Raw genomic sequence first — 26,240 nt, 5'->3', positions numbered from 1 at the left:
TGGCGGTTTCCTGCGCGCTCGGAGGGACTCGAACCCCCAACCTTCTGATCCGTAGTCAGATGCTCTGTCCAATTGAGCTACGAGCGCTGGGTGGCTCGCCAGCGTACCAGCGGCGCTACGGTCGGCCGGCGTGAAGCCGGGGATTCGGGCCGGGGCCATCGCCGGGGCGGTCGGGACGCTGGCCCTCGACGTCGTCAGCTACGGGGACATGCTCGCTCGGGGCAGGGCGGCGAGCGACCTCCCCGCCCAGGCGGCCGCCAAGGTGGCCGAGACCGTCGGGGTCGACCTCGGGCCGGCCGACGACCCGAGGACGCCGAACCGGCGGGCCGCCTTCGGGGCCATCCTCGGGTACTCGACCGGCGTCGCCGTCGGGGCCGTCCTCGGCGGCGCCTGGCGCTTCCGCCGGCAGACGAGCACCACCAGGCGGGGGCTCACGGCGGCTGCGCTGGCCATGGCCGCCGCCAACGGGCCGATGGTCGCCCAGGGGCTCACCGACCCGAGGACCTGGGGGGTGGCCGGCTGGGTGTCCGACGTCGTGCCCCACGTCGCCTACGGGCTCGCCACCGCCGTGACGTATCGCGCCGTCACCCGTTGACAGCCCGCTCTCCGTAAGCGCACACTTACGTTCGTGGTGGCTTACGGAGCGGTGCTCGACGCGTTGGGCGACCCGACGCGGCGGGCCATCCTCGAGCGGCTCCGCCAGGGGCCCCGGCCGGTCGGCGAGATCGCCGACGGGCTGCCGGTCAGCCGGCCCGCCGTCTCCCAGCACCTCCGGGTGCTGAAGGAGGCCGGGCTGGTCGTTGACCGCCGGGAGGGCACCCGGCGCCTCTACGCCGTCGACCCCGGGGGCCTCGCCGTGCTGCGGGCCTACCTCGAGTCGCTCTGGCAGGAGTCGCTGGCCCGCTTCGCCGCCCACATCGACGAGACCGAGACGACGGACACGGAGGGGACCACATGAGCGACGAGCGGACGACGGCGACGACGATCGAGCCGGTGCGGTGCAGCGTGGTGCTGCGCTGCTCGCCGGCCCGGGCCTTCCAGGCCTACACGGCCGAGATGGGCCGCTGGTGGCCGACGACGACCCACGCCATCGAGCCCGGCCGGGTGGTCGACGTGGTCGTCGACGGCCGGGTGGGCGGCACGATCAGGGAGCGCCTCGACGACGGGACCGAGCACGCCTGGGCCGACATCACGGCCTGGGAGCCGCCCGACCGGCTCGGCCTGTCGTGGCACCCGTCCATCCAGCCGACGGTGAGCACCGACATCGACATCCGCTTCGTCGACCAGGGCGACGGGACGACGCGGATGGACGTCGTCCACACCGGCTGGGAGCGGCTCGGGGCCGACGCCCAGCCGGTGCGGGACGACTACGACGGCGGGTGGCGGTTCGTGCTCGGGCACTACACCCGCCACCTCGAGGGTGCCTCGGCCTCTACCTGAGGCCGAGGGCGGCCGAGCACGCCGGCCAGGCGCCCCAGCCCTGCACGGCGAGCACCCGCTCGGCGATGGCGATCTGGGTGCCGGGCGACGCCTGGTGCGGATAGCCGGTGCCGCCGAACGCCTGCCATGTCGCGAGCGAGAACTGCAGCCCGCCGTAGTAGCCGTTGCCGGTGTTGATCGACCAGTTGCCGCCCGACTCGCACTCGGCGATGGCGTACCAGACGCTGCCGCCGGACACGGGCGCCGACGCCGACGAGGACGACGAGCCCGAGGACGCCGACGAGCTCGACGAGCCCGAGGAGGAGGACGACGCGGCCGGGGCCGGCGCGGGGGCGGGCGGGGGCGGCGGGGGCGGCGGCGTGGTGCCGACGGCCAGCCAGTACCCGCCGCCGGGGCGGGCGGCGATGCCGGTGACGGGGCCGTCGGCGTCGCCGCCGGCCAGCGCCCCGGAGAAGCGGGCGTCGCCGAAGGTCAGCACGCCGCCGTCCTCGGCGGCGAGGTAGTAGCCCCCGCCCGACGGGGTCGCCGTGAGATCGACGATCGGCGCGGCGAGGTCCAGGTCGGCGGCGTCGCCGTGGTCGGCGGCGTCGCCGAAGGCCCACACGTGCCCGTCCTCGGCGGCCAGCCAGTAGCCCCGCCCGGTCGACGTCGCCGCGCCGCCGACCACGTCCGCGTGGGACCGGTCGGCGCCGAGGGAGCCGGCGAAGCGGGCGTCGCCGAAGGACAGGACGCCGCCGTCGCGCGTGAACAGCCAGTAGCCGCGGCCCGACGGGGTGCCGGCCATGCCGACGACGGGGGCGGAGAGGTCGAGGTCGACGGCGGCGCCCCGGAAGCGGGCGTCGCCGTAGGAGAACACCGCGCCGTCCTCGCCGGCCAGCCAGTAGCCCCGCCCCGACGGCGTGGCGGCGATGGCGACGACGTCGCCGGCGAGGTCGAGCGAGTCGGCGCCGCCGAAGAAGAAGGCGTCGCCGTAGGAGTAGACGGCGCCGTCGTCGGTGACGGCCCAGTAGCCGCCGCCAGTCGGCGTGGCGGCGATGCCGACCACGTCGCCCAGGGTGTTGCCGCCCGGTTCGCCGGCTGCCGGCGCCCCGCCGAAGGCGGCGACGCCGCCCTCACCGGTCGCCCAGGCGCTCGACGCCGACGGCACGCCGGCGACCGCCAGGGCGGCGGCCAGCGCCGATCCGGCAAGGCCGCGGCGCAGACGGCGCGCGCGGGAACAGTCGATGGATCTGGTGGACAAGGGACTCCTCTCGGGGGCCGCGGCGCGGGCGGGTGCGGTGCGGTGACGGTGGGCCGGCCCCCAGCGGGCGGCCCTGGCTCGATGTCGCACCCCGGACGGCGGCTCGACGGCTCGCGTGGAGCGCCGCGGGTCCTTATGGCGTGGTGGGTGGCGACATGATCGCAACGTTCGTCATGGAAACGCAAAACGAGCGTCGCGAAGCGGCGGAGCGGGAGGGATTCGAACCCTCGGGCCCTCGCGGGCCGCCGACTTTCAAGGCCGGTGCGTTAGTCCACTCCGCCACCGCTCCGGGCGCAGCGTAGGACGGGTACGATCCGCCCCACACGAGGAGAGGTGCCGGAGCCAGGTTGAACGGGGCGCCCTGCTAAGGCGTTGACGGCTTCACCGCCGTCCGTGGGTTCAAATCCCACCCTCTCCGCCGCTACAGGGCCACGTCCTTCAGCGCCACGACGTGGGCGGGCGTCACCCGCACGACCAGCTCGCCGGGCACGCCGTTGCGGGCGCCGTAGGCCTCGGCCTGGTCGGCGCCCATGTAGCGCCCGCCGATCCGCGCCGCCCACCGCCGCAGGTCCTCGGGGTCGGCCGACGCCTCGGCCCGGCCCTCGACCATCACGAACGAGAACGGCGGCCGATCGTCCTGCACGCAGAGCGACACCCGGCCGTCCCGGCGCACCGCCGCGCCCTTCACCGACGTCTCGTGGGTGGTGAACACGATGGTCCCGTCGTCGTCGACGTCGTACCAGACCGGCGTGGCGTGGGGCCGGCCGTCCTTGCGGACGGTGGCGAGGATCGCCGGGCGGACGGGCGAGCGCAGGAACGCCTGCCACTCGTCCTCGGTCATCGGGGTGTAGCCCATCGCCTCAGCCTGCCCCGACCTGGTCCCGCAGCCCGGCCACCCAGGCGTCGGCCGCCCGCCACGCGGCCTCGGCGTCCCGGCGGACGGCCGGGCCGTGCTCGCCGGCCGCCGGGTAGGAGCCGAGGAAGCGCACGTCGGGCTGCTTCGAGCGCAGGTCCCGCAGGCAGTCGGCGACCAGCTCGTCGGCCACGTGGCCGGCCAGGTCGACGACGAAGCAGTAGTCGCCGAGGCCCCGCTTGGTCGGCCGGGACTCGAGCTTGGTGAGGTTGAGGGCCCGGGCGGCGAACTCCTGGAGGATGGCGAGCAGGCTGCCGGGGCGGTCGGCGTGCTGGAAGACGACGATCGTCGTCTTGTCGTGCCCGGTCGGCGCCGGCACCCCCTCGGTGGCGACGACCACGAACCTGGTGGCGTTGTCCGGGTGGTCCTCGACGTCCGCGGCCAGCACGTCGAGGCCGTAGAGCCCGGCCGCCCTGGCCGTGCCGATGGCCGCCACCGTGGGGTCGTCGCCCTCGCCGACCAGGCGGGCGGCCTCGGCCGTGGAGTTGGCCGCCTCGGTGCGGGCCCCGGGCAGCTCGGCATCGAGGAAGGCCCGGCACTGGGCGGTGGCGTGGGGGAAGGACAGCACCCGCTCCACGCCGGCGAGGGTCGCCCCGGGCCGGCCCAGCAGGTGGAGGCGCACGGGGGTGACGACCTCCCGCTGGATCAGCAGGTCGTCGGGGCCGAAGGCCAGCGTGTCGACGGTGACGTTGACCGTCCCCTCGATGGCGTTCTCGATGGCCACGAAGCCGAGGTCCACCTCCCGGCGGGCGGCGGCCGCCAGCACGGCGGGGATCGAGGGCAGGGGGACCAGCTCGGCGGCGGCGAGGTCGCCCTGGGTGAGCAGCGCCTCCTCGGTGAACGTGCCGGCCGGCCCGAGGAACCCGACCCGCCGGCGGCGGCCGGCGACGGGGTCGGTCACGACGGAGCAGGATAGTGACGTGGACGAGGCGGCTCTCCGGGCACTGCTCGACGGCGTGCGGTCCGGCGCGGTCGACCCCGACGACGCCGTGGCCGAGCTGCGCCGGCTGCCGTTCGCCGACCTCGGCTTCGCCCGCGTCGACCACCACCGGGCGCTGCGCCAGGGCCGCCCCGAGGCCGTGTACGGGCCGGGGAAGACGCCCGAGCAATGCGCGGCGATCGTGGCCGAGCTGCTCACGGCGGGCGGGCCGGTGCTGCTGACCAGGGCCGACGACCGCCAGGCGGCCGCCGCCCTCGCCCGCAACCCGGGCGGCGAGCGCCACGGGCCGACGCTCGTGTGGTCGCCCGCGCCCGAGCGGTCCGAGGCCGTGCTCGTCGTGACGGCGGGGACGGCCGACCTGCCGGTGGCCGACGAGTGCGCGGCCACCCTGACCGCCTTCGGGTTCCGGCCCCGGCGCCTGACCGACGTCGGCGTCGCCGGCGTGCACCGGCTGCTGGCCTCGGCCGACGAGCTCGTCGCCGCCGACGCCGTCGTCGTCGTGGCCGGCATGGAGGGGGCGCTGGCCAGCCTCGTCGGCGGGATGACGGGCGGCCCGGTCGTCGCCGTGCCCACGAGCGTCGGCTACGGCGCCGCGCTCGAGGGGGTCACCGCCCTGCTGGCCATGCTGGCGTCCTGCGCGTCGGGGATCGCCGTCGTCGGCATCGACAACGGGTTCGGGGCGGCCTGCGCCGTCGCCCGCATCCTGGTCCCGGTCACGACCCGGTCCGGCGGATGACCACGCTCGCCTGGTTCCACTGCTTCTCCGGGATCGCCGGCGACATGGCGCTCGGGAGCCTCCTCGACGCCGGCGCCGACGTCGACGAGGTGCGGTCCCTCTGCGAGCGGCTCCCGGTCACCGGGTGGCGGCTCGACGCCGAGCCCGTCCTGCGGGGCGGGATCGCGGCGACGAGGGCGGTCGTCGACGCCCACGAGACCGGCATCGTGCGCACCTACGCCCACATCACCGGGCTGGTCGAGGAGGCCAGGCTCCCCGACCGGCTGAGGGACCGGGCGCTGGCCGCGTTCGGGGCGCTGGCCGACGCCGAGGGCCGGCTCCACCGCCGGCCGCCGGCCCAGGTCCACTTCCACGAGGTCGGCGGGCTCGACGCCATCGTCGACGTGGTCGGCACGTGCGCGGCGCTCGAGGTCCTCGGCGTCGACCGGGTGGCGTGCTCACCGGTCGCCACCGGCCTCGGGATGGTCCGCTCCGCCCACGGCCTGCTCCCGAACCCGGCGCCCGCCGTGGTCGAGCTGCTCAGGGGCGCGCCGACCTACGGCCTCGACCTGCCCGTCGAGCTGACGACCCCGACCGGCGCGGCCCTGGCCGTGAGCCTGGCCTCCGAGTGGGGCGCCCTCCCGGCCATGACGGTGGCGGCCACGGGGTTCGGGGCCGGGACGAGGGAGCTGGACCGGCGGCCGAACGTGACCCAGGTGGTGGTCGGGACGGCGGCCGACCCGCTCGAGCCCGGCCAGCCGGTGGTGCTGCTCGAGGCCAACGTGGACGACGCCACCGGCGAGACCCTGGCCCACGCCGTCGCCGCCCTGCTCGAGGCCGGCGCCCACGACGCCTGGATCACGCCGGTGGTGATGAAGAAGGGCCGGCCCGGGCACGTGGTCGCAGCCCTCACCGACCGGGCGCTGGCGGCCCAGGTGGCGGCCGCGCTCACGAGCGAGACCGGCTCGCTCGGCGTGCGGGGCTCGACCCTCGAGCGCTGGCCGGCGGCTCGATCTCAGGCTGAGGTCGAGGTCGAGGGTCTGCCGGTGCGGGTGAAGGTGAGCGCCGGGCGGGTGAAGGTCGAGCACGACGACGCCGTCCGGGCCGCCCGCCGGACGGGGCTGCCGGTGCGGGAGGTCGTGTCGCTCGCCGAGGAGGCCTGGCGCCGGGGGCGCCGGCTGCCCGCAGGGGACGGGGGCGACGGCGACGGCGACGGCGGGTGGGACCCGCCGCCCCTCGCCACCTAGGAGCGGCGCCGGGCGGTCAGAACGTGCCGGAGGCGGCGGGCGCGGGGTCGGCCGGGGCGGCGGCCGCCGGGGCCGGGGCGGACGCCAGGCGGCGCCAGAGCGCCCGGTAGGTCGGGTGCTCGAGCTCGTCGGGCACCCACCCGGCCGCCTTGAGCTCGGCGTGCAGCCTCGGCAGGTTGCGGAACGGCACGCCCATGTCGACGTGGTGGGCGAGGTGCCAGCCCGTCCGGTACGGGACCATGAAGAACCGGGCGGCCAGCCCCTGGCGGACGTGGTGGGTGGTGAGGCGGCGGTCGCCGGACCTCGTCATCCCGCCGTGCTCGGCCAGCGCCCGCAGCCGGTTCAGCACCCGCCACACGGTCATCCACGGGGCCAGCCACAGGAGCGGGTACAGCTCGGGCCGGCCGAACGCCGCGCAGGCGGCGAGCACGGCGGCCTGCACGCCGAGGATCGACAGGGCCACCGGGCGGCCGCCGGGGCTGCGCAGCGCCCGCAGCAGCGGGCGGAGGTTCTTCCAGCCAGAGACGAACAGCGCGTCCCGCCGCAGCTTGCGGGCCATCGACCGCCACGTGGTCGGGTAGCCCCGGTAGAGGCCGAGGTCGGGCTCGCCCGGGCCCAGCTCGTCGCGGTGGTGGGCCATGTGGGCCCGGCGGTAGGCGTCGAACGGGATGAAGGCCGGGTAGGCGAGCAGCCACCGGCCGACCAGGTCGTTCACCCGGCGGTGGGCGAACAGCAGCCGGTGGGCGCCCTCGTGGGCGAGGATGGCGTAGCAGGCGAACACCCGTCCCATCAGCACGAACGCCGCCGCCCAGGCCAGCGGGTGGGACAGCCAGGCGGCGCCGGCCAGCACGGCGGCGGCCTGGAGGTGGGCGACGAGGACGGTGACGGCGTTGCGGGCGCCGGGGATGCGGCGCAGCTCGGCCCTGATCTCGGGGACCGGCATGCCCGTGCGGGTCAGCCGCTCGGTCGGCAGCACGTCGGGCAGCAGCTCCGGGGCCGGGAGCATCGTCGTCGCCACGCCTCCATGTTACGTCCCACCGATCACGTGTGCCAGCCGCGTAACATCGGAGGTCGTGATCCGTCCCCCGCTCCGGCGACGAACGAGCGCCGTCCGACGAGAGGAGGGGACCGATGGCGATCGGCGTGGTGATGCGGTTCACGGGCGTGACGGCCGAGCACTACGAGGCCGTGATGGGGAAGGGCCCGGGGATCGACGTGCAGTCGCCCCGCAACCCCGACGCCGAGGGCAAGTGGCCGGAGGGGCTCGTCGCCCACCTGGCCGGCCCGACGGACGACGGCTGGTGCGTGGTCGACACCTGGGAGAGCCGGGAGGCCCTGGACGCGTTCGTGGGCGGGCGGCTCGGCCCGGCCCTCGGCGCGGCCGGCGTGCCCCAGCCCGACCTGACGTTCTTCGAGGTCTACAACCACCTGCCCTGACCGGCCGGGCGGCCTGAGGTGGCCGCCCCGCTCGGCGAGCGGCCGCTGACCGCCCGCAACGTCATCGCCAGCACCCTGCTCGGGGTCCGGCCGCCCGAGCTGGCGGGCCGGGTGCTGGTGCGCTCGGGCGAGCTGTTCGGCATCGCCGAGGGCACCACCCGCGTGGCCCTGTCCCGCATGGTGGCGGCCGGCGAGCTCGAGGCCGACGGCGGGCGCTACCGGCTGACCGGCCGCCTGCTCGCCCGCCAGGCCCGCCAGGCCGAGAGCCGCACCGGCGCCACCGGGCCGTGGGACGGCACCTGGCGCCTGGCCGTGGTCACCGCCGACCGCCGCCCCGCCGCCGATCGGGCCGACCTCCGGGCGGCCATGGCCGGGCTCCGGCTGGCCGAGCGCCGTGAGGGCGTGTGGCTGCGGCCCGACAACCTCGACCCGGCCCGCCTGCCCGGCGCGAGGGCCGTCGCCGACCGCCAGTGCGCCTGGTTCCGGGCCGAGCCCGACGACGACCCGGCCGCGCTGGCGGCGGCGCTCTGGGACCTCGACGGCTGGGCCGGCGGGGCGACGGCGCTGCTCGGGCGGATGGCGGCCCGGGTCGGCGACCTCGAGCGGGGCGGCACCGCCGCGCTCGCGCCCGGGTTCGTGCTGTCGGCCGCCGTCCTCCGCCACCTCCAGGCCGACCCGCTCCTGCCCGCCGACCTCCTCCCCGCCGGCTGGCCGGGCGACGAGCTGCGGCGGGCCTACGACCGCTACGACGCGGCGTTCGCGGCCGCCTGGCGGGACTGGTTCCGCGGCCAGCCCTGACCCCTACGATGGCCGCCGTGAGTGACGAGCCGTACTTCCGCCAGCTGCTGGCCGGCCGGGACTTCGCCCGGTCCGACCAGGTGGCCGGCGCGATGGTCAACTTCGTCTACGCCGTCGGCGACCGCTCGACCGGCGAGGCCGTGCTCGTGGACCCCGCGTACGCCGTCGGCGAGCTCGTCGACCTGGTCGAGGCGGACGGCCTGCGGGTGGTCGGCGCCCTCGTCACCCACTACCACCCGGACCACGCCGGCGGGAACCTGATGGGCCACCCCGTCGAGGGCGCGGCCGAGCTGCTCGAGCGGTGCCAGGTGCCGGTGCACGTGCAGGCCGACGAAGCGCCCTGGGTGCGGCGGGTGACCGGCCTCGGCGACGCCGACCTCGTGGCCCACACGAGCGGCGACGTCGTCACCGTCGGCCGGGTGCCGATCACGCTCCTCCACACGCCGGGGCACACGCCGGGCAGCCAGTGCTTCCTGGTGGACGGCAAGCTGCTGGCCGGCGACACCCTGTTCCTCCAGGGGTGCGGTCGCACGGACCTGCCCGGCGGCGACCCGGCCCAGCTCTACGAGAGCCTCACCACCCGCCTCGCCCGGGTGCCGGACGACACCGTCCTCTACCCGGGGCACCAGTACTCGCCGCAGCCGTCCGCCCCGATGGGCGCGACCCGGCGGACGAACATGGTGCTGCGCCCGGCCAGCCTCGAGCAGTGGCTGGCCCTGTTCAGCTGACTAGCGCAGGTCGGGGTTCTCGGGGCTGAACACGCCCTCCTGGCTCTCCCAGCCGGGCACCACCCAGGCGTGCACCATCCAGCCGTCGGCGGCCTCGATCTTCCGGCCGCCCCTCGCCGCGCACTCCTCGGCCGAGGTCGACGAGCCGCCCACCACGACCAGCTGGGCGTTCAGGCACAGCCCGATGTGCTGGTGCCAGTGGTCGTTGGGGCCGGCGAACCCGGCCGGCTCGGTCGGGCTGAACTGGTAGTAGCTGAGGCCGACCATGGCCGACGCCGGGTCGGTGCCGTCGTAGAGCAGCATCTCCGGTTCGGCCACGTCGAAGGTGCCGTCCATGGCCGACCACTTGATGTAGTGGGCGCCGATGAGCGGCACGTAGGGCGTCACCATCGTGTAGCCGGCGGCCTCGGCGTCGGCGACCGTCGGGTAGCTGAGGGCCACGGCCCGCGCCTCGACCAGCTCGGACGCCAGCGCCGCCCTGGTGGCCGCGTCGACCGGCACGTTGGGGACGACGCCGTGGCCGTGCTCGTGGCCGGCGCTGGTCTCGTCGGCGGCGATCTCCGCGGCGGCCGCCGACTCGCCCGCGGCCACGGCGAGCTCGGGGGCGTGATCGTGCCCGTCGTCCGCGTGGTCCGCCTCGCCGGTGGCCGCCACCGCGTGCTCGTGGGCCTCGCCGTGCTCGTGGGCCCCGCTGGGCGTCGCCAGCGCCGCCGTGGTGAAGCCGGCGACGGCGAGGACGGCGACCGTGGCGACGCCGGCGGCCAGCGGGCGGCGGCCGGGCACCGGGCGGGCGCGCATGGCGTAGGCGGCACCGGCGGCGAACAGCACCTCGAGGCCGACGCAGAGCAGGTCGATGGTCGACGCCTCCTCCGGCACGCCGGCCTCCGGCCCGAACGGGAAGCCGGTCGTGCGGCTGACGGCCCAGGCCCCGACGGCCGCCACCGAGAGGGCGATGCCGGCGGGCAGCAGCCAGCGGCGGGGGGCGACGACGACGGCGACGGCCAGGGCCGCCTGGGCCCAGCCGACCACGGCGAAGGCGATGCCGAGCAGCAGCCACTCCTGGGCGTGCATCGGCACCATGGCGAGGTGGATGGCGGCCGCTCCCGCCGCCAGCGCGGCGAGGACCGCGGCGACCGAGGGGTCGGGGCGTTCGGGCATCACGCCCAGCGTACGACGCCACCTTCCGGCGCGGATGGCCGCGGCGGCGGCGCCGTCAGGTGGGCGGGGCGAGCGCGGCGAGGCGGGCGCGGACGGCGGCCCACGCCGGGTTGGCCGGGTCGATCACGTCCATGTGGCCGACGGCGGGCAGCTCGACCAGCTCGACGTCGTCGCCGGCGGCGCGGGCGGCGGCGGCGTGGCGGCGGCTCAGGTCGACGGGGACGGTGTCGTCGTCGAGGCCGTGCACGAGCAGCTGGCGGACGCCGAGCGGCACCCGGGCGCACGGCGAGGCGAGGGCGTAGCGGTCGGGCACCTCGTCGGGCCGGCCGCCGAGGAGGTCGACGGCGGCGCCCGCGCTCAGGTCGCACCCGGCCACCAGGTCGACCACCCCCGCCTGGGACACGGCGGCCGCCACCCGGACGGCGGGCCCGGCGCCGGGCGCGCCCGCCGGCAGGCCGGGCCGGCAGGCCAGCCACAGCGCCAGGTGGCCGCCGGCCGAGTGGCCGACCGTGACCACCCTGGCCAGGTCGAGGGCGTGGGGGCCGGCGAGGCCGGCCAGGTGGTCGACCGCCGCGGCCACGTCGGCGAACGTCCCCGGCCACCCGCCGCCCGCCTGGCCGAGCCGGCGGTACTCGACGTTCCACGACGCCCACCCGGCGGCCTCGAGGTCGGCGGCCAGCGGCGCCATCAGGTCCCGCCCGTACCGGGCCCGCCAGAACCCGCCGTGCACGAGGACGACGACCGGGTGCGGCCCCGGGCCGGCGGGGACGAGCAGGTCAGCGGTGTGGGCGGGGTCGGGGCCGTAGCGGTCGGTCGTGGCCGGCACGCCCCCTAGCATCACCCCTCGTGAGCACGCCTGCCTTCGACTTCGAACGGGTCGCCGAGGACCTCATGGCCGTCGCCGCCAACGTGCGGATCGGCGAGGTCTTCGGGGTCCCGGCGCTGACCGCCGACGGCCGCGCCGTCGCCGCCCTCGACGAGAAGGCCGGCGGGATGGCGTTCAAGCTGACCGACGACGGCGCGAGGGACGAGGCCATGGGCCTGGACGGGGCGGACGCCTGGGACCCCCGGTCGAGCGGCCGGGCGGTCGCCGACTGGGTGCTCGTCCCCCACGAGCACGCCGACGCCTGGGCCGACCTCGCCCGGCGGGCCGTGGACGCCTACCTCTAGGCGCTCCCGGGGGCCATGGGCCGGATGGCGGACGACGGCGGCGGGACCGCCACCCTGCGCCTCGGCGCCGACCTCGACGGCGTCGGCAAGGCCCGCTCGTTCGTCGCGGCCACGGTGACGGCCTTCGGCGCCGCCCGGCTCGCCGCCGACGCCGCCCTGTGCGCCTCCGAGCTCGTGGCCAACGCCCTGCTCCACGCGAGGACCCCCGTCACCGTGGCCGTGCGCCGGCGGGGCACGGGCGTGCGGGTCGAGGTCCACGACGAGAGCGACGTGCCCGTCGTGCCGGTGCCGCCGCGGGACGAGGCGATGACCGGGCGGGGCCTGCGCCTCGTCGCCTCGGTGGCCGACGCCTGGGGGGTGGACACGGCGACGGTCGGCAAGACCGTGTGGGCCGAGATCGGCACCGGCGCCGCGCCCCCGCCCCACCTGAGCGGGCCGCAGGAGCGGGCCGAGCGGGACGGCGGCCGCCCGGTGCGCCTCGTCGCCGTGCCCGTCCGCCTCGCCGTCGCCACCGACGCCCACCTCGACGACGTGGTGCGCGAGCTCCAGCTGGTCCGCTCGTCGCCCGGCTCGGCGCCCGCGCCCGTGGCGCTGCTCGAGGCGCTCGACGAGGCCACCGCGCTGCTGGCGCCCAGCCGGTGGACGGCGAGGGCGGCCGTCGCGGAGGCGGCCAGGGCCGGGCAGCGGCTGGCCGACGTGACGATGTCCGTCGGCGAGGACGGCGTCCCCGCCTTCTGGCGGCTCACCGCCGTGCTCGAGCAGCTGGCCCAGCTGTCGCGCGACGGCGAGCTGCTGACCCCGCCGCCGACCGAGGAGCTGTCGGCCTACCGCCGGTGGCTGGCCGCCGAGGTCGAGCGCCAGGTCGGCGGGGCGCCACCCACGCCGTGCCCGTTCCCGGTGGTGCCGGGCGACGGCGACGCCGCCGGCGTGCCGGCCCGCGAGCTGCTGCTCACCGAGCGCACGGCCAGGGAGGCGGCCGAGCGGGCGGCGGCCCGCCTGGCCAGCCTCCAGGCCGTGGCCGCCGGGCTGACCCGGGCCCTCGGCACCACCGAGGTGGCCGACGTCGTCCTCGGCCGGGGCGTGGCCGAGACCGGCGCGAGGAGCGCCTCGCTGTGCCTGCTCCAGCCCGACGGCGAGACGGTCGCCATCGTCGCCGCCGCCGGCTACTCGACCGACGTGCGGGAGCGCTGGCACACGTTCCCGGTGTCGGCCGACCTGCCGGCGAGCGACGCCATCCGCACCGGCCAGGCCGTCTACCTCCGTTCGGCCGAGGAGCGCGACGCCCGCTACCCGGTGTTCCGGGACACGCCGGTGGTCGACAACGGCGCGTTCGCCATCGTGCCGCTCACCGTCCAGCCCGGCCGGGTGCTCGGGGCCATCGCCGTCGGCTACGCCCACTCCCGCGAGTTCGGCGCCGAGGACCGCGACTTCCTGAACGCGCTGGCCGGGCTGACCGCGCAGGCGCTCGACCGGGCCCGCCTCCACGACACGGTCGTCGCCGCCGGCGCCCGGTTCGCGTTCCTGGCCGAGGCCAGCGACCTGCTGAACGCCTCGCTCGCCCTCGAGGACACCCTGCGCGCCCTCGTCGCCCTGGCCGTCCCCCGCCTGGGCGACTGGTGCTCGGTCCACCTGCTGGAGGACGGCGAGCCCCGGTTCGTGGCCGCCGCCCACGTGGACGAGGACCGCAAGGCCGCGGCCGAGGAGCTCCACCGGCGCTGGCCCGTCCGCCTCGGCGAGGCCGGCATCGGCACGGTGCTGGTCGACGGCCGGCCGGCGCTGTTCCAGGTCGTCCCCGAGGAGCTGCTCAGCACGGCGGCGAGGGACGAGGAGCACCTGGCCCACCTGCGGGACCTGGGGTTCGGGTCGGGCATGGCCGTGCCGCTCACCGGGGGCGGCACCGTCGTCGGCGCCCTCGGCGTGGCCAACGGGCGGGGTCGGGTGGTGACCGACGAGGACTTCGCGCTGGCCCAGGACCTCGGGGCCAGGGCCGGCGCCGCCGTCGTGAACGCCCGCCTGTACGGGTCCCAGCTCCACGTGGCCAGGGCCCTCCAGGCCAGCCTGCTGCCGGCCCGCCTCCCGGCGCCGGAGCGGCTCGACCTGGCCGCCCGCTACCGGGCCGCCGGCGAGGGCGTGGACGTCGGCGGCGACTTCTACGACGCCTTCGAGGCCGGCGACCGGGTGGTGCTCGCCATCGGCGACGTGTGCGGCAAGGGGGTCGAGGCGGCCAGCGTGACCGGCGCCGCCCGTCACACGATCCGGGCGGTGGCCCTCGGCGAGCCGTCGCCGTCGGCCGTGCTCCGGCGGCTGAACGACGTGCTCGTCCGGGCCGCGCCCGAGGTCGACCCGGGCACCGACCGGGCCGAGTCGGCCGCCGTCGAGCGCCGGTTCTGCTCGGTCGCCCTCGCCACCGTCGAGCCCACGGCCGACGGCGCCCGGCTCATCGCCGCCGTGGCCGGCCACCCGCCGCCCGTCGTCGTCCGGGCCGGGGGCGCGGTGGAGCGGGTGCCGGTGGCCGGCGACCTCGCCGGGCTGTTCCCGTCCGTGGAGGTGGCCGACGTGGAGGTGGCGCTCGGCCCGGGCGACGCCGTCGTGCTCCACACCGACGGCGTGATCGAGCGCCGCGCCGGCTCCCGGTTCTTCGGCGACGAGGGCGTCGACGCCGTGCTGTCGTCGCTCGCAGCGAGGCGCGCCGGGGCGGCCGAGCTGGCGGCGGGCCTGGAGCGCGCCGCCCTCGACGCCTTCCCCGGCGAGCCGACCGACGACCTCGCCGTGCTCGTGCTGCGGGTCGCCGGCTGACCGCCGCCGGGGCTAGGACAGGTTCAGCCCGAAGGTGTCGCCCAGCTCGGCGACGCCGACGAAGGAGCCCTGGTTGTAGGGCACGGGCCGGCCGGGCAGGCCGGTGGCGGTGCCGTAGACGACGGTGACGTTGCCGGCGTCGTCGGCGCTGCCCACGTCCTCGCCGGGCGCGGCGATCACCAGGTCGGGGCGGCCGTCGCCGTCGAAGTCGCCGTCGCTCATCGTCAGGCCGAACAGGTCGGTCGGCTCCAGGGCGCCGCCGAAGCTGCCCTGGTGGAACGTGGTCGCCGGCCCCGGGAACTCGGCCCCGGCGCCCTCGATGACGGTGACGTTGCCGGCGTCCACGGTCGCGCCCACGTCCTCCCGCGCCGCGCCGACGATCAGGTCGTCGACCCCGTCGGCGGTGACGTCGACGACGACCAGGTTCCAGGAGAACTGGTCGCCGGTCTCGGCGGCCTGGCCGACCTGGGGCTGCACCCGGCTGGACGACGGGAACAGCCGCTCGCCCGTCCCGAACAGGAGCGTGACCATGCCGGCGTCGGCGGCGCCGCCCTCGTCCCAGAACGGCGTGCCGACGGCGAGGTCGTCGAACCCGTCGATGTTCACGTCGCCGGTGGCCACGGTGGCGCCGAACTCGGCCGCCGCCTGGAGGCACCCGCAGTCGGTCTCGGACGCGTTCACCGGCTCGCCGGCCGCGAGGTCGGGCCCGGCGCCGGTCCCGAACACGACCGTGACGTTGCCGGCGGCGTCCACGCTGCCCACGTCCTCGGCCGGGGCGCTGACGGCGAGGTCGTCGAACCCGTCGCCGTCGAGGTCGCCGGCCGTCATCCGCAGCCCGAACCAGTCCGAGGTCTCGGGCGCGCCGGGCAGGCCGCTCAGGCCCTGGCGGACGGTGACCGTGGCCCGCCCGCCGCCGAGCCCGGTGGCGCTGCCGAACACGACGGACGCGTTGCCGGCGTCGATCGCCGAGCCGACGTCCTCGAACGGGGCGGCGACGACGAGGTCGTCGAAGCCGTCGCCGTCCACGTCCCCCACCGTGGTGGTCTCGCCGAACCAGTCGTCGGCCTCCAGGGCCTGCCCGACGGGAGGGAGCCCGTGGCGGAGCACCTCGGCCCGCCCGCCGACGAGGCCCGACGGCGTGCCGTAGACGACGGTGACGTTGCCGCTGTCGCGGACCGTGCCGCTGTCCTCCTGGGAGGCCCCGACGGCGAGGTCGTCGAAGCCGTCGCCGTCGAAGTCGCCGGCCGACACGGCGGCGCCGAACCAGTCGCCCTGCTCGGGCGCGCCGGGCACCCCGGACAGGCCCTGGCGGACGACCTCGGCGCCCGCCGCCGTGAGCCCCGACGCCGTGCCGTAGGCGACGGTGACGTTGCCGGCGTCGATGACGTCGCCCACGTCCTCGCCCGGCGCGGCGACGGCGAGGTCGCCGAACCCGTCCCCGTCGAAGTCGCCGGCCGCGCTGTCGCCGCCCCCCGCCGCGGCCGGCGCGGCCGCGGCGGACGACCGGGGCGGGGCGGCACCGGCCGACCCGGCCACGGTCACGGGGACGAACAGGGACGCGAGCGCGGCCAGGGCCGCGGCGATGCCGGAACGGTGCATGGTGCCCCCCCTCTCTCCTGGGGGCACCCTAGGTCAGGTGCCGGTCAGGCGCCCCCCTCGTTCAGCTGGACCTCGGGCGCCTCGTAGCCGTCGCCGACCACGTCCACCCCGTCCTCCTCGAGGGAGTCGACGGCCTCCTGGGCCAGGTCGGCGGTGAACGCGTCCTCGTCGGGCTCGGCCGAGATGATCTCCTCCTCGACGGCGACGTCGACGGTCTGGTCCCACAGCGCCTGGTCCATCACGCCGATGCCGTCGGGCGACGGCCAGATCAGCTTGTTCACCTCCGCCAGCTGCCAGGCCTGGTGCGAGCGCCCGAGCGTCGGGCCGGCGTCGAGGACGTGGTCGACGCACTCGTCGAAGTTGTCCCGACAGAAGACCCAGCCCCGCATCGAGGCCCGCAGGAAGGCGACCGAGGTGGCCCGGTAGTCGTCGTCGTCAAGGCGCCCGGTGTCGGCCCAGATGGCGTCCTGGAGCATGGCCGTGCCGACCTCGTTCCAGTCGATGACCGACAGGTCCTCGGGCTGGTACAGCTCGCCGGTGTCGGGGTTCACGGTCTCGAGCACCTGCGCGTACTCGTTGTAGGTCATGGCCTGGGCGGCGTCGATCTCCCGGGCCAGCAGGGCCGACATGTCGAACTGCTGCTGGACGAGGGTGACGTCGCTCTGCGGGTCGAGGCCGGCCTGGCGGAGCCCGGCGAAGAGCTCGAACTCGTTGCCGAAGCCCCAGTTGCCGACGGACTTGCCCTCGAGGTCGGCCGGCTCGTCGATGCCCTCGTCGGCCCAGGACACCTGGAGGGTGCCCGAGCGCTGGAACACCTGGCCGATGTCGGTGATCTCGGCCCCCTCCTCCCGGGAGGCGAGCGCCTTCGGGACCCAGGCGATGGCGAAGTCGACGGCGCCGGTGGCCAGCTGGGTCTGGGGGACGATGTCGACGCCGCCCTCGACGATCTCGACGTCGAGGCCCTCGTCCTCGTAGTAGCCCTCGGCCAGCGCCGCGTAGTACCCGGCGAACTGGGCCTGGGCCACCCACTGGAGCTGGAGCTTCACCGGGGTGAGGTCGCCGCTGTCGGCCGAGCCCTGCTCGTCGCTGCCGCCCGAGTCGTCGTCGTCGCCCCCGCAGCCGGCGGCGACGAGCACCACCGCCAGCACGACGGCGAGCGCGCGCCATCCTCGTCGGTTCCTTCTCATGTCTGCCTCCCTGTGTGCCGGTGGACGAGGAGCCGCTCGAGCAGGGTCACCCCCGCGTAGAGGGCGAGGCCCAGGGCGCAGGCCGCCAGCACCGCGGCCCAGGCCCGGTCGTACCGGCTGAGGCCGGCCGACTGGGTGATGATCCCGCCGAGGGTCCCCTGCTCGCCGCCGAAGTACTCGGACACGATCGCCGCGATCACGCTGAGCGAGGCGGCCACCTTCAGCGCGGTGAAGAAGAACGGGAGCGCGTTCGGCACCCGCACCTCGCGGAGCACCCGCCACTCCCCCGCCGCGTAGGACCGCATCAGCTCGAGGTGCACGGGCTGGACCTCGAGCAGGCCGCGGGCGGTGTTCACGAACACCGGGAAGAGCACGACCGAGACGACCACGGCCTGCTTGGCCGTCGGCCCCACCTGGCCGAACCACTTGAAGTAGACGGGGGCGAGGGCGACGATCGGGGTCGCCGCCAGCGCCGACGCGAGCGGGGTGACGGCCCGGGCCAGCGGGCGGAAGCGGGAGCAGGCCAGCGCGAACACGACGGCGGCGACCACCCCGGCCAGCAGCCCGCTGACCGCCACCCAGCCGGTCGTCCTGGCCGCCTCCCAGATCACGTCCCGCTCCTCGACGAGGGCCGACCAGATGGCCGACGGCTTCGGGAGGAGGAAGCGCTGGATGTCGAAGGCGTCGACGGCGAGCTCCCAGCCGCCGAGGCCGACGACGGCGACGGCGACGGGCGGCAGCACGAGGTCGGGCCGGTTCCAGCGCCGGCGGGGACGGGGCAGGGCGACGACGCTCATCGCTCCACCACCGCGGTCGGGTCGGCCACCCGACCGGTGCGGCCCCGCAGCGCCTCCCGCACCTCGGTGACGGCGGCGTAGAAGGCCGGGTCCTCCCTCGTGTCCTGGTCGCGGCGGTCGAGGCCGACCTCGACGACGGCCGTGATGCGGCCGGGGCGGGCCGACATGACGACCACCCGGTCCGACAGGAACACGGCTTCGGGGATCGAGTGGGTGACGAAGACGACGGTCGTGCCGGTCTCGGCGCAGATGCGGACCAGCTCGTCCTGCATGTGCTCCCTCGTCATCTCGTCGAGGGCGCCGAAGGGCTCGTCCATGAGGAGGATCGGCGGGCGGACGGCGAGCGCCCTGGCGATGGCCACCCGCTGCTGCATGCCGCCCGACAGCTCCCAGGGCCGGTGGCCGGCGAACTCGCCCAGCCGCACCAGCTCGAGCAGCTCCCTCGACCGCTCCCGGCGCCTGGCCCGGTCCCAGCCCCGCAGCTCCAGCGGCAGCTCGACGTTGGCCGCCACCGTCCGCCACTCGAACAGGCCGGCCTGCTGGAAGGCCATGCCGTAGTCCTGGTCGAGGCGGGCCTGGCGGGCCGGCTTGCCGTTGACGGTGACCGTGCCCGCGGTCGGCTGGATGAGGTCGGCGACGAGGCGGAGGAGCGTGGACTTCCCGCACCCCGACGGGCCGATCAGCGACACGAACCCGCCCGGCTCGACCTCGAGGTCGATGCCCCGCAGGGCGACGACCTCGTTGCGCCGGCCCCGGTTGAACACCTGGTCGACGCCGCTGACGGCGACCGCCGGCCCCCCGCTCACCTGGCCTCCCTCGGGCGGTGGTGGGCGAGCAGCCGGTCGGCCAGGTCGACGAGGGCGACGAAGCCGACGCCGAGGATCCCGGCGCCGATCACCGCGCAGTACAGGCGGGCCGGGTCGGTGAGGTACTGCTGGGCGTAGTCGATGATCAGCCGGCCGAGGCCGCCCCGCACCCCGGCCGAGATCTCCCCGACGATGGCGCCGACGACGGCCGACGTGGCCGCCACCTTCAGGGCCGGCACCAGGTAGGGCACGGCGGCCGGGAAGCGCAGCTTGACGACCGTCTGCCACCACGACGCGGCGTAGCTCCGCATCAGCTCCACGGAGTGGGGCTGGGGCGACTTCAGCCCCCGCAGGGCGTTCACCGAGACCGGGAAGAACGTGAGGTAGGTGGCGATGATCGACACCGACATCCACGGCTGCCACTCGACGACGCCGACGTCGATCTGGTTGCCCCACGCCACGACGAGCGGGGCGAGGGCGATCAGCGGCACGGTCTGGGAGACGATCACGTAGGGCAGCAGCCCCCGCTCGAGCCAGCCCGACCGGAGCATGACGAGGGCGAGGCCGAGGCCGATGACCAGGCCGGCCACGAACCCGGCGGCCGCCTCCCGGAACGTGAACAGGGCGGCGTCGAGCACGAAGCGCCAGAGCGGGGTCGAGTCGCCGGCCCGCTGGGGGTCGAAGAACCGGGTCAGCACGTCGGCGAACGGCGGCAGGGTGCGGTCGTCGGTCGGCACCGGCAGGTCGACGTTGGTGAGCGGCCACGTGCCGCCGGTGGCCTCGCCCATCGCCTTGTAGCCCGTCCACACCAGGCCGACGGCGGCCACCGCCCCGACGACGAGCAGCACCTTGGCGCCGGCGCCGGCGGCCAGGGACGGCGCCGCCGCGCCGACCTGCTCCTCGGGGGCCGGCGCCTCCACGGCGGAGGTGGTGGCGGCCACGGTCAGGACTTCGCGGCGACGATCTCGGCGAGCCTCGGGATCACGGACTCGCCGTACGCCTGGAGCGTGGCCTCCTTGGCGTCGTGCTGGAGGTAGATGGCGAACTGGTCGACCCCGAGGTCCTTCAGCTCGCACATCCGCTCGACGTGGTGGTCGACCGGGCCCAGCACGCAGAAGCGGTCGATCACGTCGTCGGGCACGAAGTCGGCGTGGGTGTTCCCGGCCCGCCCGTGCTCGTTGTAGTCGTAGCCCTTCCGGCCCTCGATGTAGCTGGTGAGGGCGGCCGGCACCTGCCCGCCGTCGGCTCCGTAGCGGGTGACGATGTCGGCCACGTGGTTGCCGACCATGCCGCCGAACCACCGGCACTGGTCCCGCTGGTGGGCGAGGTCGTCGCCCACGTAGGCCGGCGCGGCGACGCAGAACCGGATCGAGCCGGGGTCGCGGCCGGCCTCCTCGGCGGCCCGGCGCACGGCGGCGATGCTCCACGCCGCGATGTCGGGGTCGGCCAGCTGGAGGATGAACCCGTCGCCCACCTCGCCGGCGAGGGCCAGCGCCTTGGGCCCGTAGGCCGCCACCCAGACGTCGAGGCGGCTGTCCGGGTTCCACGGGAACCGCAGCCGGCTCCCCCGGTGCTCGACCTCCTCGCCGTTGGCCAGGCCGCGGATGACGGCGATCGACCGGCGCAGGGTGTCGAGCGTGGTCGGCTTGCCGTTCGTGACCCGCACGGCCGAGTCGCCCCGGCCGATCCCGCAGATCGTCCGGTTGCCGAACATCTCGTTGAGCGTGGCGAACAGCGAGGCGGTGACCGTCCAGTCCCTCGTCGCCGGGTTCGTCACCATGGGGCCGACGACGATGCGGTGGGTGGCCGCCAGCATCTGGCTGTAGACGACGAACGGCTCCTCCCACAGGAGGTGGGAGTCGAAGGTCCAGGCGTGGGTGAAGCCGAGGTTCTCGGCCTGGCGGGTGAGGTCCACCACCCGCCACGCCGGGGGGTTGGTCTGGAGGACGATCCCGAAGTCCACCGCTACCGGGTCCTGGGGAAGCCCAGGTCGACCGCGGAGGTCGCCGGGTCGGGCCAGCGGGAGGTCACGACCTTCGTGCGCGTGTAGAAGTCGATGCCCGCCGGGCCGTACATCGCGGTGTCGCCGAACAGCGAGGCCTTCCAGCCGCCGAAGCTGTAGTAGGCGACGGGGACGGGGATCGGCACGTTCACGCCGACCATCCCGCACACCGCGTCGAACTCGAACTGCCGGGCGGCGCCGCCGTCCCTCGTGAAGATGGCGCACCCGTTGCCGTAGGGGTTGTCGTTGACCAGCCCGACGGCCTCGTCGTAGGTGCCGGCCCGGACGACCGACAGCACGGGCCCGAAGATCTCGTCCTCGTACACCCGCATGCCCGGGCGGACGTGGTCGACCAGGGAGGCGCCGAGGAAGAAGCCGTCGCCGTCGAAGCGGCGCTCCCGGCCGTCCACGACGACGGTGGCGCCGTCCTCGGTGGCGGCGTCGAGGTAGGACGCCACCCGGTCCCGGTGCTCCCTCGTGATCAGGGGGCCCATCTCCGCCTCGGGGTCGGTGCCCGGGCCGATGCGCAGCTTCGGGAGCCGCTCGGCGATGGCCGCCACGAGGGGCTCGGCCACGTCGCCCACGGCCACGACCACCGAGATCGCCATGCACCGCTCGCCGGCCGACCCGTACGCGGCGGACACGGCGGCGTCGGCCGCCATGCCGACGTCCGCGTCGGGCAGCACGACCATGTGGTTCTTGGCGCCGCCGAGGGCCTGCACCCGCTTGCCGTGACGGGTGGCGGTCTCGTAGACGTGGCGGGCGACGGGCGTGGAGCCGACGAAGCTCACGGCGGCGACGCCCGGGTGCTCGAGGATCCGGTTGACGGCCTCGGCGTCGCCGTGGACGACGTTGAGCACGCCGTCGGGCAGCCCGGCCTCGGCGAACAGCTCGGCCAGCAGCAGCGGGGCCGACGGGTCCCGCTCGCTCGGCTTCAGCACGAACGTGTTCCCGCAGGCGACGGCGTTGGCGATCATCCACAGCGGGACCATGGCCGGGAAGTTGAACGGCGTGATGCCGGCGACCACGCCGAGGGGCTGGCGGACGGTGTGGACGTCCACGCCCGTCGCCGCCTGCTCGGTGAACCCGCCCTTCAGCAGCGCGGGCGCGCCGCAGGCGAACTCGACGTTCTCGATGCCCCTGGCCAGCTCGCCGGCCGCGTCGGCCCGCACCTTGCCGTGCTCGGAGGACAGCACGGCGGCCACCTCGGCCCGGCGGTCGTCGAGCAGGTGGCGGAACCGGAACATGATCTCGGTGCGCCGGGAGAGCGACGCCGACCGCCACGCCGGGAAGGCGTCGGCCGCGGCGGCGACGGCGTCGTCCACCTCGGCCGCCGACGCCAGGCCGACCTCGGCCTGGGTCTCACCGGTGGCCGGGTCGTACACCGGCCCGGAGCGGCCCGACGTGGACGGGACGAGCTTCCCGCCGATCCAGTGGTCGATGCGCCGGGTCACAGGAGGTACTCCGACTGGCCGCGCGGCAGGTAGCGGCCGTGGCCCTTGCGGCCGGTGTACTCGCCGTCCCGGACGACGACGGTGCCCCGGGAGAGCACGACGTCGACGTGGCCCTGCACGACGGTGCCCTCGTAGGCGGAGTGGTCCATGTTCATGTGGTGGGTCTCGACCCCGATCCTCGTCGTGCCGTCCGGGTCGTAGACGACCACGTCGGCGTCGGACCCCGGGGCGATCACGCCCTTGCGGGGGTACAGCCCGAACATGCGGGCCGGCGTGGTGCTGCACAGCTCCACCCACCGGGCGAGGGACAGCTTCCCGTCGACCACGCCCTGGTAGATCAGGTCCATGCGGTGCTCGACGCCGCCGATCCCGTTCGGGATCTTCGAGAAGTCGCCGATGCCCAGCTCCTTCTGCTCCTTGAAGCAGAACGGGCAGTGGTCGGTGCTGACGACCGAGAGGTCGTCGGTGCGCAGGTAGCGCCACAGCGCCTCCTGGTGGCCCTCCTCCCGGGAGCGCAGCGGCGTGGAGCACACGTACTTGGCGCCCTCGAAGCCGGGGGCCGACAGGTGCTCCTCGAGCGACAGGTACAGGTACTGCGGGCAGGTCTCGCCGAACACGTTCCAGCCCTGGTCCCGCGCCGCGGCGAGGGTGGCGACCGCCTGCATGGCCGACATGTGGACGATGTAGAGCGGCGCCCCGGTCAGCTTGGCCAGCATGATCGCCCGGTGGGTGGCCTCCTCCTCGGTCTCCCACGGGCGGGTGAGGCCGTGGTAGCGGGGCGCGGTGTCGCCCCTGGCCAGCGCCTGCTGGACGAGCACGTCGATGGCGATGCCGTTCTCGGCGTGCATCATCACGAGCGAGCCGTTGGCCGCCGCCGTCTGCATGGCCCGCACGATCTGGCCGTCGTCGGAGTAGAAGACGCCCGGGTAGGCCATGAACAGCTTGAAGCTGGTGAGCCCCTCGGCCACCAGCTCGTCCATGGCCTTCAGCGAGTCGTCGTCCACGCCGCCGACGATCTGGTGGAAGCCGTAGTCGATGGCGCACTGGCCGTCGGCCTTGGCGTGCCACGCGGCCAGGCCGTCCTGCACCCGCTCGCCGGTCCGCTGGACGGCGAAGTCGACGATCGTGGTGGTGCCGCCCCAGGCCGCCGCCCTGGTGCCGGTCTCGAACGTGTCGGACGCGAAGGTGCCACCGAAGGGCAGCTCCATGTGCGTGTGGCCGTCGACCCCGCCCGGCACGACGTACTTGCCGGTGGCGTCGATCACGGTGTCGGCGCTCGCCGCGAGGTCGGCGCCGAGCGCGGTCGACCCGGGCTCGACCAGGGCGACGATGCGCTCGCCGTCGATCAGCACGTCGGCCCGGCTCGCCCCGGTGGCGCTCAGCACGGTGCCGTTGGCGATCAAGGTGGTCACTCGGTTGTTCCCTCCCCCGTCGTGCGGATCAGAGCCCGGCCGCGACCGCGTCCGCGGCGTCGGCGAGGATCGCCGTCGCCTCGGCCATCTCGTCGTCGGTGACGCTGAGCGGCGGCGCGATGCGCAGCACGTTCCCGTAGAGCCCGCCCTTGCCGACGAGCAGCCCCCGCTTCCTGGTCTCCTCCATGAAGGCGGCGGCCGCCGCCGGCCACGGCTCCGGCCCGCCCAGCCGGTCGCCCGTGCCCGGCACGCAGGTCTCGACGGCCTGCATCAGGCCCCGGCCCCGCACGTCGGCCACGAACGGGTGGCGCTCGGCGATGCGGTGCAGCGCGTCGGCGAGGGTGTGGCCCTGCTTCTGCGCGTTGCCCTGGAGGTCCCTCGACAGCAGCACGTCGAGGGTGGCCAGCGCGGTGGCGCAGGCGAGCGGGTTGCCGCCGAAGGTCGAGATGCTGTTCGACGGGATGCTGTCGAGCACCTCGGCCCGGCCGGCCACGGCGCCGAGCGCGGTGCCGTTCCCGATGCCCTTGGCCATCGTCATGAGGTCGGGTGCCACGCCGTGGGCCTGGTAGCCCCAGAAGTGGTCGCCGGTGCGGCCGAAGCCGGTCTGCACCTCGTCGGTGACGAACAGGATGCCGTGCTCGGCGAGCACCTCCTGGAGCGCCCCGAACAGCCCGTCCGGCGGGGTGGCGAACCCGCCGACCCCCTGGATGGGCTCGGCGATCATGCAGGCCACGTCGCCGCTCGTGCACATGTCGATGACGTCGCGGAGATCCTGCACGCAGGCCGCCACGTAGCCCTCGTCGTCGAGGTGGCGGAACGGGCTGCGCAGGCGGTAGCCGCCGTGGACGAAGGACACCTGGAGCCCCGAGAGGCTGGTCGGCGACCACGACCGGTTGGCGGTGATGGCCACCGTGCCGAACGAGCGGCCGTGGTAGCTGTTGCGCAGGGCGATGACCTGGTTGCTGCGGCGGAAGCAGGTGGCGGCGAGCAGGGCGGCCTCGTTCGCCTCGGTGCCCGACGCCGTGAAGAACACCTTGGCGCCGGGGATGCCCGACAGCTCGGACAGGCGCTCGGCCAGCTCCACGAGCGGCGTGCTGAGGTACAGGGTCGAGGTGTGGAGCAGGCGGCCGGCCTGCTCCCGGATGGCCTCGACCACCTCGGGCACGGCGTGGCCGACGCTGGTCGTGAGGATGCCGGCGAAGAAGTCCAGGTAGCGCTGCCCGTCGGCGTCCCAGACGTGGCGGCCCTCGCCCCGGACCAGCTCGATCGGCTGCTCGTAGTAGAGCGCCAGCCAGCTCGGCGTGACGGCGCGGTGGCGCCGGAGCAGGTCGCCGCTCAAGGCGCGACCAGGCCGTCGTAGGCGTCCGGACGACGGTCCCGGTAGAACTGCCAGCGCCGCCGGACCTCGGCCAGCAGGTCGAAGTCGAGGTCGCGGACGATGAGCTCGGCCTCGTGGGCATCGCCCACCTCGCCGACGAACTTGCCCTCGGGGTCGACGAAGTAGCTGGTGCCGTAGAAGTCGTTCTCGCCCAGGTCCTCGATGCCGACCCGGTTGATGGCCCCGATGAAGTACTCGTTGGCGACGGCCGACGCCGGCTGCTCGAGCTGCCACAGGTACGAGGACAGGCCGCGGTGGGTGGCCGACGGGTTGAACACGATCTGGGCGCCGTTCAGACCGAGGGCCCGCCAGCCCTCGGGGAAGTGGCGGTCGTAGCAGATGTAGACGCCGACCGGCCCGACGGCCGTCTGGAACACCGGGTACCCGAGGTTGCCGGGGCGGAAGTAGAACTTCTCCCAGAAGCCCTTCACCTGGGGCAGGTGGGTCTTGCGGTACTTGCCGAGGTAGGTGCCGTCGGCGTCGACGACGGCCGCCGTGTTGTACATGACCCCCGGCTGCTCCTCCTCGTACACCGGGAGGACCATCACCATGCCGAGCTCGGCGGCCAGGGCGGAGAACCGCTCGACCGTCGGGCCGGGCACGCTCTCGGCGTAGCTGTACCACTCGGCGTCCTGCACCTGGCAGAAGTACGGGCCGTAGAACAGCTCCTGGAAGCAGATCACCCTCGCGCCCTGGGCGGCGGCGTCCCTGGCGTACTCCTCGTGGGCCTTGATCATCGTCTCCTTGTCGCCGGTCCAGTTCGTCTGGACCAGCGCGGCCCTGATCGTGGTCATCCTCGGCCTCCCCGATGCGCACTCGTCGGCGCCGCGATGGTACCGCCCGGCCCCCGGGGGGTTCCCCGGGGGGCCGGACGGTCCTGGGGGGACTAGCTGTAGTGACCACGGAGGTTGTTGACGGGGTCCGCGTGTGAGTGAGCCCCCGGGGTGAGTGTGGAGCTGCCAGGCAACACACGAACCCAGGGGGCTCGATGCACGGTAACGCTCGGCTGACGCCGCTCGGGCG

Annotated in this window: 26 protein-coding genes and 3 tRNA genes; 11 read left to right on the top strand and 18 right to left on the bottom strand. The window is 75.3% G+C overall.

From position 1 onward, the window contains the following. Positions 1 to 13: 13 nt before the first annotated feature. Positions 14 to 87, bottom strand: a tRNA-Arg gene (locus VGB14_19895). 43 nt (positions 88 to 130) lie between these two features. Here VGB14_19895 and VGB14_19890 point away from each other — a divergent pair. From VGB14_19890 to VGB14_19880, 3 genes are read left to right on the top strand one after another with little or no spacing between them, the layout of a single operon-like run. Continuing rightward, a complete protein-coding gene (locus VGB14_19890) occupies positions 131 to 595 on the top strand; it encodes a hypothetical protein (GenBank protein HEX9995194.1) in 465 nt (154 codons plus the stop codon). A gap of 33 nt (positions 596 to 628) precedes the next feature. Then, a complete protein-coding gene (locus VGB14_19885) occupies positions 629 to 958 on the top strand; it encodes a metalloregulator ArsR/SmtB family transcription factor (protein HEX9995193.1) in 330 nt (109 codons plus the stop codon). Next, positions 955 to 1,440: an SRPBCC domain-containing protein gene (locus VGB14_19880; protein ID HEX9995192.1), complete on the top strand. Its 486-nt coding sequence runs from the start codon at positions 955 to 957 to the stop codon at positions 1,438 to 1,440. Before VGB14_19885 ends, VGB14_19880 begins: the two co-directional genes overlap by 4 nt. Here the strand turns inward: VGB14_19880 and VGB14_19875 are convergent. Both VGB14_19875 and VGB14_19870 read right to left on the bottom strand, forming a co-directional pair. Continuing rightward, complete coding sequence (locus VGB14_19875) at positions 1,433 to 2,587, bottom strand: transglycosylase family protein (protein HEX9995191.1); 1,155 nt, start codon at positions 2,585 to 2,587, stop codon at positions 1,433 to 1,435. The genes VGB14_19880 and VGB14_19875 overlap by 8 nt on opposite strands. Positions 2,588 to 2,884: 297 nt before the next feature. Next, positions 2,885 to 2,969 (bottom strand) — tRNA-Ser (locus VGB14_19870). Positions 2,970 to 3,007: 38 nt separating this feature from the next. Between VGB14_19870 and VGB14_19865 the strand changes: the two genes are divergently transcribed. After that, positions 3,008 to 3,098: transfer RNA gene (locus tag VGB14_19865), tRNA-Ser, on the top strand. A 3-nt stretch (positions 3,099 to 3,101) separates the two neighbouring features. Here the strand turns inward: VGB14_19865 and VGB14_19860 are convergent. Further along, entirely contained in the window at positions 3,102 to 3,536 is a 435-nt protein-coding gene (locus VGB14_19860; GenBank protein HEX9995190.1) for a PPOX class F420-dependent oxidoreductase, read from the bottom strand. Between the two features lie 4 nt (positions 3,537 to 3,540). Beyond that, the gene (gene pheA / locus VGB14_19855) at positions 3,541 to 4,494 is read right to left on the bottom strand and encodes a prephenate dehydratase (GenBank protein ID HEX9995189.1); all 954 of its coding nucleotides are present in this window, start codon (positions 4,492 to 4,494) and stop codon (positions 3,541 to 3,543) included. A 19-nt stretch (positions 4,495 to 4,513) separates the two neighbouring features. On the opposite strand from pheA, the gene larB reads away from it, so the two are divergent. Together larB and larC are read left to right on the top strand one after the other, a co-directional pair. Then, positions 4,514 to 5,269 (top strand): nickel pincer cofactor biosynthesis protein LarB, encoded by a 756-nt coding sequence (gene larB, locus VGB14_19850; protein ID HEX9995188.1) that lies wholly within the window; start codon positions 4,514 to 4,516, stop codon positions 5,267 to 5,269. Next, complete coding sequence (gene larC, locus VGB14_19845) at positions 5,266 to 6,495, top strand: nickel pincer cofactor biosynthesis protein LarC (protein ID HEX9995187.1); 1,230 nt, start codon at positions 5,266 to 5,268, stop codon at positions 6,493 to 6,495. The genes larB and larC overlap by 4 nt, the downstream gene beginning before the upstream one ends. A 16-nt stretch (positions 6,496 to 6,511) precedes the next feature. Here larC and VGB14_19840 read toward each other — a convergent pair whose 3' ends face one another. After that, on the bottom strand, positions 6,512 to 7,513 hold the full coding sequence (locus tag VGB14_19840) for a fatty acid desaturase (protein HEX9995186.1): 1,002 nt from the start codon (positions 7,511 to 7,513) through the stop codon (positions 6,512 to 6,514). Between the two features lie 113 nt (positions 7,514 to 7,626). On the opposite strand from VGB14_19840, the gene VGB14_19835 reads away from it, so the two are divergent. Genes VGB14_19835 through VGB14_19825 form a run of 3 tightly spaced genes read left to right on the top strand, consistent with a single transcriptional unit; the run spans position 7,627 to position 9,458 of the window. Continuing rightward, the gene (locus VGB14_19835) at positions 7,627 to 7,932 is read left to right on the top strand and encodes a hypothetical protein (GenBank protein HEX9995185.1); all 306 of its coding nucleotides are present in this window, start codon (positions 7,627 to 7,629) and stop codon (positions 7,930 to 7,932) included. 18 nt (positions 7,933 to 7,950) lie between these two features. Beyond that, complete coding sequence (locus VGB14_19830) at positions 7,951 to 8,730, top strand: PaaX family transcriptional regulator C-terminal domain-containing protein (protein HEX9995184.1); 780 nt, start codon at positions 7,951 to 7,953, stop codon at positions 8,728 to 8,730. A 17-nt stretch (positions 8,731 to 8,747) separates the two neighbouring features. Next, entirely contained in the window at positions 8,748 to 9,458 is a 711-nt protein-coding gene (locus VGB14_19825) for an MBL fold metallo-hydrolase (GenBank protein HEX9995183.1), read from the top strand. Here the strand turns inward: VGB14_19825 and VGB14_19820 are convergent, their stop codons facing one another. Both VGB14_19820 and VGB14_19815 read right to left on the bottom strand, forming a co-directional pair. Further along, positions 9,459 to 10,616 carry a hypothetical protein gene (locus VGB14_19820; protein HEX9995182.1) on the bottom strand — a complete coding sequence of 386 codons (1,158 nt, stop codon included), beginning with the start codon at positions 10,614 to 10,616 and terminating at the stop codon, positions 9,459 to 9,461. It lies immediately after the preceding gene. Positions 10,617 to 10,671: 55 nt separating this feature from the next. Beyond that, entirely contained in the window at positions 10,672 to 11,442 is a 771-nt protein-coding gene (locus VGB14_19815) for a prolyl oligopeptidase family serine peptidase (protein HEX9995181.1), read from the bottom strand. Between the two features lie 20 nt (positions 11,443 to 11,462). Between VGB14_19815 and VGB14_19810 the strand changes: the two genes are divergently transcribed. Together VGB14_19810 and VGB14_19805 are read left to right on the top strand one after the other, a co-directional pair. Next, complete coding sequence (locus tag VGB14_19810) at positions 11,463 to 11,786, top strand: hypothetical protein (protein ID HEX9995180.1); 324 nt, start codon at positions 11,463 to 11,465, stop codon at positions 11,784 to 11,786. A gap of 24 nt (positions 11,787 to 11,810) precedes the next feature. Next, complete coding sequence (locus VGB14_19805; GenBank protein HEX9995179.1) at positions 11,811 to 14,582, top strand: SpoIIE family protein phosphatase; 2,772 nt, start codon at positions 11,811 to 11,813, stop codon at positions 14,580 to 14,582. A gap of 12 nt (positions 14,583 to 14,594) precedes the next feature. Here VGB14_19805 and VGB14_19800 read toward each other — a convergent pair whose 3' ends face one another. From VGB14_19800 to VGB14_19755, 10 genes are read right to left on the bottom strand one after another with little or no spacing between them, the layout of a single operon-like run. Then, a complete protein-coding gene (locus tag VGB14_19800; GenBank protein ID HEX9995178.1) occupies positions 14,595 to 16,181 on the bottom strand; it encodes an FG-GAP repeat protein in 1,587 nt (528 codons plus the stop codon). Between the two features lie 44 nt (positions 16,182 to 16,225). Continuing rightward, entirely contained in the window at positions 16,226 to 17,368 is a 1,143-nt protein-coding gene (locus VGB14_19795; GenBank protein HEX9995177.1) for an ABC transporter substrate-binding protein, read from the bottom strand. Continuing rightward, on the bottom strand, positions 17,365 to 18,165 hold the full coding sequence (locus tag VGB14_19790) for an ABC transporter permease subunit (protein ID HEX9995176.1): 801 nt from the start codon (positions 18,163 to 18,165) through the stop codon (positions 17,365 to 17,367). The genes VGB14_19795 and VGB14_19790 overlap by 4 nt, the downstream gene beginning before the upstream one ends. Beyond that, positions 18,162 to 18,971 (bottom strand): ABC transporter ATP-binding protein, encoded by an 810-nt coding sequence (locus VGB14_19785; protein HEX9995175.1) that lies wholly within the window; start codon positions 18,969 to 18,971, stop codon positions 18,162 to 18,164. Before VGB14_19785 ends, VGB14_19790 begins: the two co-directional genes overlap by 4 nt. Beyond that, positions 18,968 to 19,912, bottom strand: a complete 945-nt coding sequence (locus VGB14_19780) for an ABC transporter permease subunit (GenBank protein ID HEX9995174.1) — start codon at positions 19,910 to 19,912, stop codon at positions 18,968 to 18,970. Before VGB14_19780 ends, VGB14_19785 begins: the two co-directional genes overlap by 4 nt. 2 nt (positions 19,913 to 19,914) lie before the next feature. Next, complete coding sequence (locus tag VGB14_19775; protein HEX9995173.1) at positions 19,915 to 20,934, bottom strand: TIGR03842 family LLM class F420-dependent oxidoreductase; 1,020 nt, start codon at positions 20,932 to 20,934, stop codon at positions 19,915 to 19,917. Between the two features lie 2 nt (positions 20,935 to 20,936). Then, a complete protein-coding gene (locus tag VGB14_19770; GenBank protein HEX9995172.1) occupies positions 20,937 to 22,427 on the bottom strand; it encodes a CoA-acylating methylmalonate-semialdehyde dehydrogenase in 1,491 nt (496 codons plus the stop codon). Further along, on the bottom strand, positions 22,424 to 23,839 hold the full coding sequence (hydA, locus tag VGB14_19765; GenBank protein HEX9995171.1) for a dihydropyrimidinase: 1,416 nt from the start codon (positions 23,837 to 23,839) through the stop codon (positions 22,424 to 22,426). Before hydA ends, VGB14_19770 begins: the two co-directional genes overlap by 4 nt. 28 nt (positions 23,840 to 23,867) lie before the next feature. Then, the gene (locus tag VGB14_19760) at positions 23,868 to 25,178 is read right to left on the bottom strand and encodes an aspartate aminotransferase family protein (protein ID HEX9995170.1); all 1,311 of its coding nucleotides are present in this window, start codon (positions 25,176 to 25,178) and stop codon (positions 23,868 to 23,870) included. After that, positions 25,175 to 26,011: a nitrilase-related carbon-nitrogen hydrolase gene (locus tag VGB14_19755; protein ID HEX9995169.1), complete on the bottom strand. Its 837-nt coding sequence runs from the start codon at positions 26,009 to 26,011 to the stop codon at positions 25,175 to 25,177. The genes VGB14_19760 and VGB14_19755 overlap by 4 nt, the downstream gene beginning before the upstream one ends. Between the last annotated feature and the right edge of the window lie 229 nt (positions 26,012 to 26,240).

It is taken from the genome of Acidimicrobiales bacterium (genome assembly GCA_036399815.1).
Taxonomy (GTDB): domain Bacteria; phylum Actinomycetota; class Acidimicrobiia; order Acidimicrobiales; family DASWMK01; genus DASWMK01.
Note: the sequence above shows the minus strand (reverse complement) of the source record. Positions and strands in the feature narration are given on the sequence as shown.

Coding starts and splice junctions, on each gene's coding strand:
- VGB14_19860 (HEX9995190.1), bottom strand. CDS start 3,536: ATGGGCTACACCCCGATGACCGAGGACGAGTGGCAGGCGTTCCTGCGC.
- VGB14_19795 (HEX9995177.1), bottom strand. CDS start 17,368: ATGAGAAGGAACCGACGAGGATGGCGCGCGCTCGCCGTCGTGCTGGCG.
- VGB14_19790 (HEX9995176.1), bottom strand. CDS start 18,165: ATGAGCGTCGTCGCCCTGCCCCGTCCCCGCCGGCGCTGGAACCGGCCC.
- VGB14_19805 (HEX9995179.1), top strand. CDS start 11,811: ATGGCGGACGACGGCGGCGGGACCGCCACCCTGCGCCTCGGCGCCGAC.
- VGB14_19880 (HEX9995192.1), top strand. CDS start 955: ATGAGCGACGAGCGGACGACGGCGACGACGATCGAGCCGGTGCGGTGC.
- VGB14_19820 (HEX9995182.1), bottom strand. CDS start 10,616: ATGCCCGAACGCCCCGACCCCTCGGTCGCCGCGGTCCTCGCCGCGCTG.
- VGB14_19755 (HEX9995169.1), bottom strand. CDS start 26,011: ATGACCACGATCAGGGCCGCGCTGGTCCAGACGAACTGGACCGGCGAC.
- larC (HEX9995187.1), top strand. CDS start 5,266: ATGACCACGCTCGCCTGGTTCCACTGCTTCTCCGGGATCGCCGGCGAC.
- VGB14_19835 (HEX9995185.1), top strand. CDS start 7,627: ATGGCGATCGGCGTGGTGATGCGGTTCACGGGCGTGACGGCCGAGCAC.
- VGB14_19800 (HEX9995178.1), bottom strand. CDS start 16,181: ATGCACCGTTCCGGCATCGCCGCGGCCCTGGCCGCGCTCGCGTCCCTG.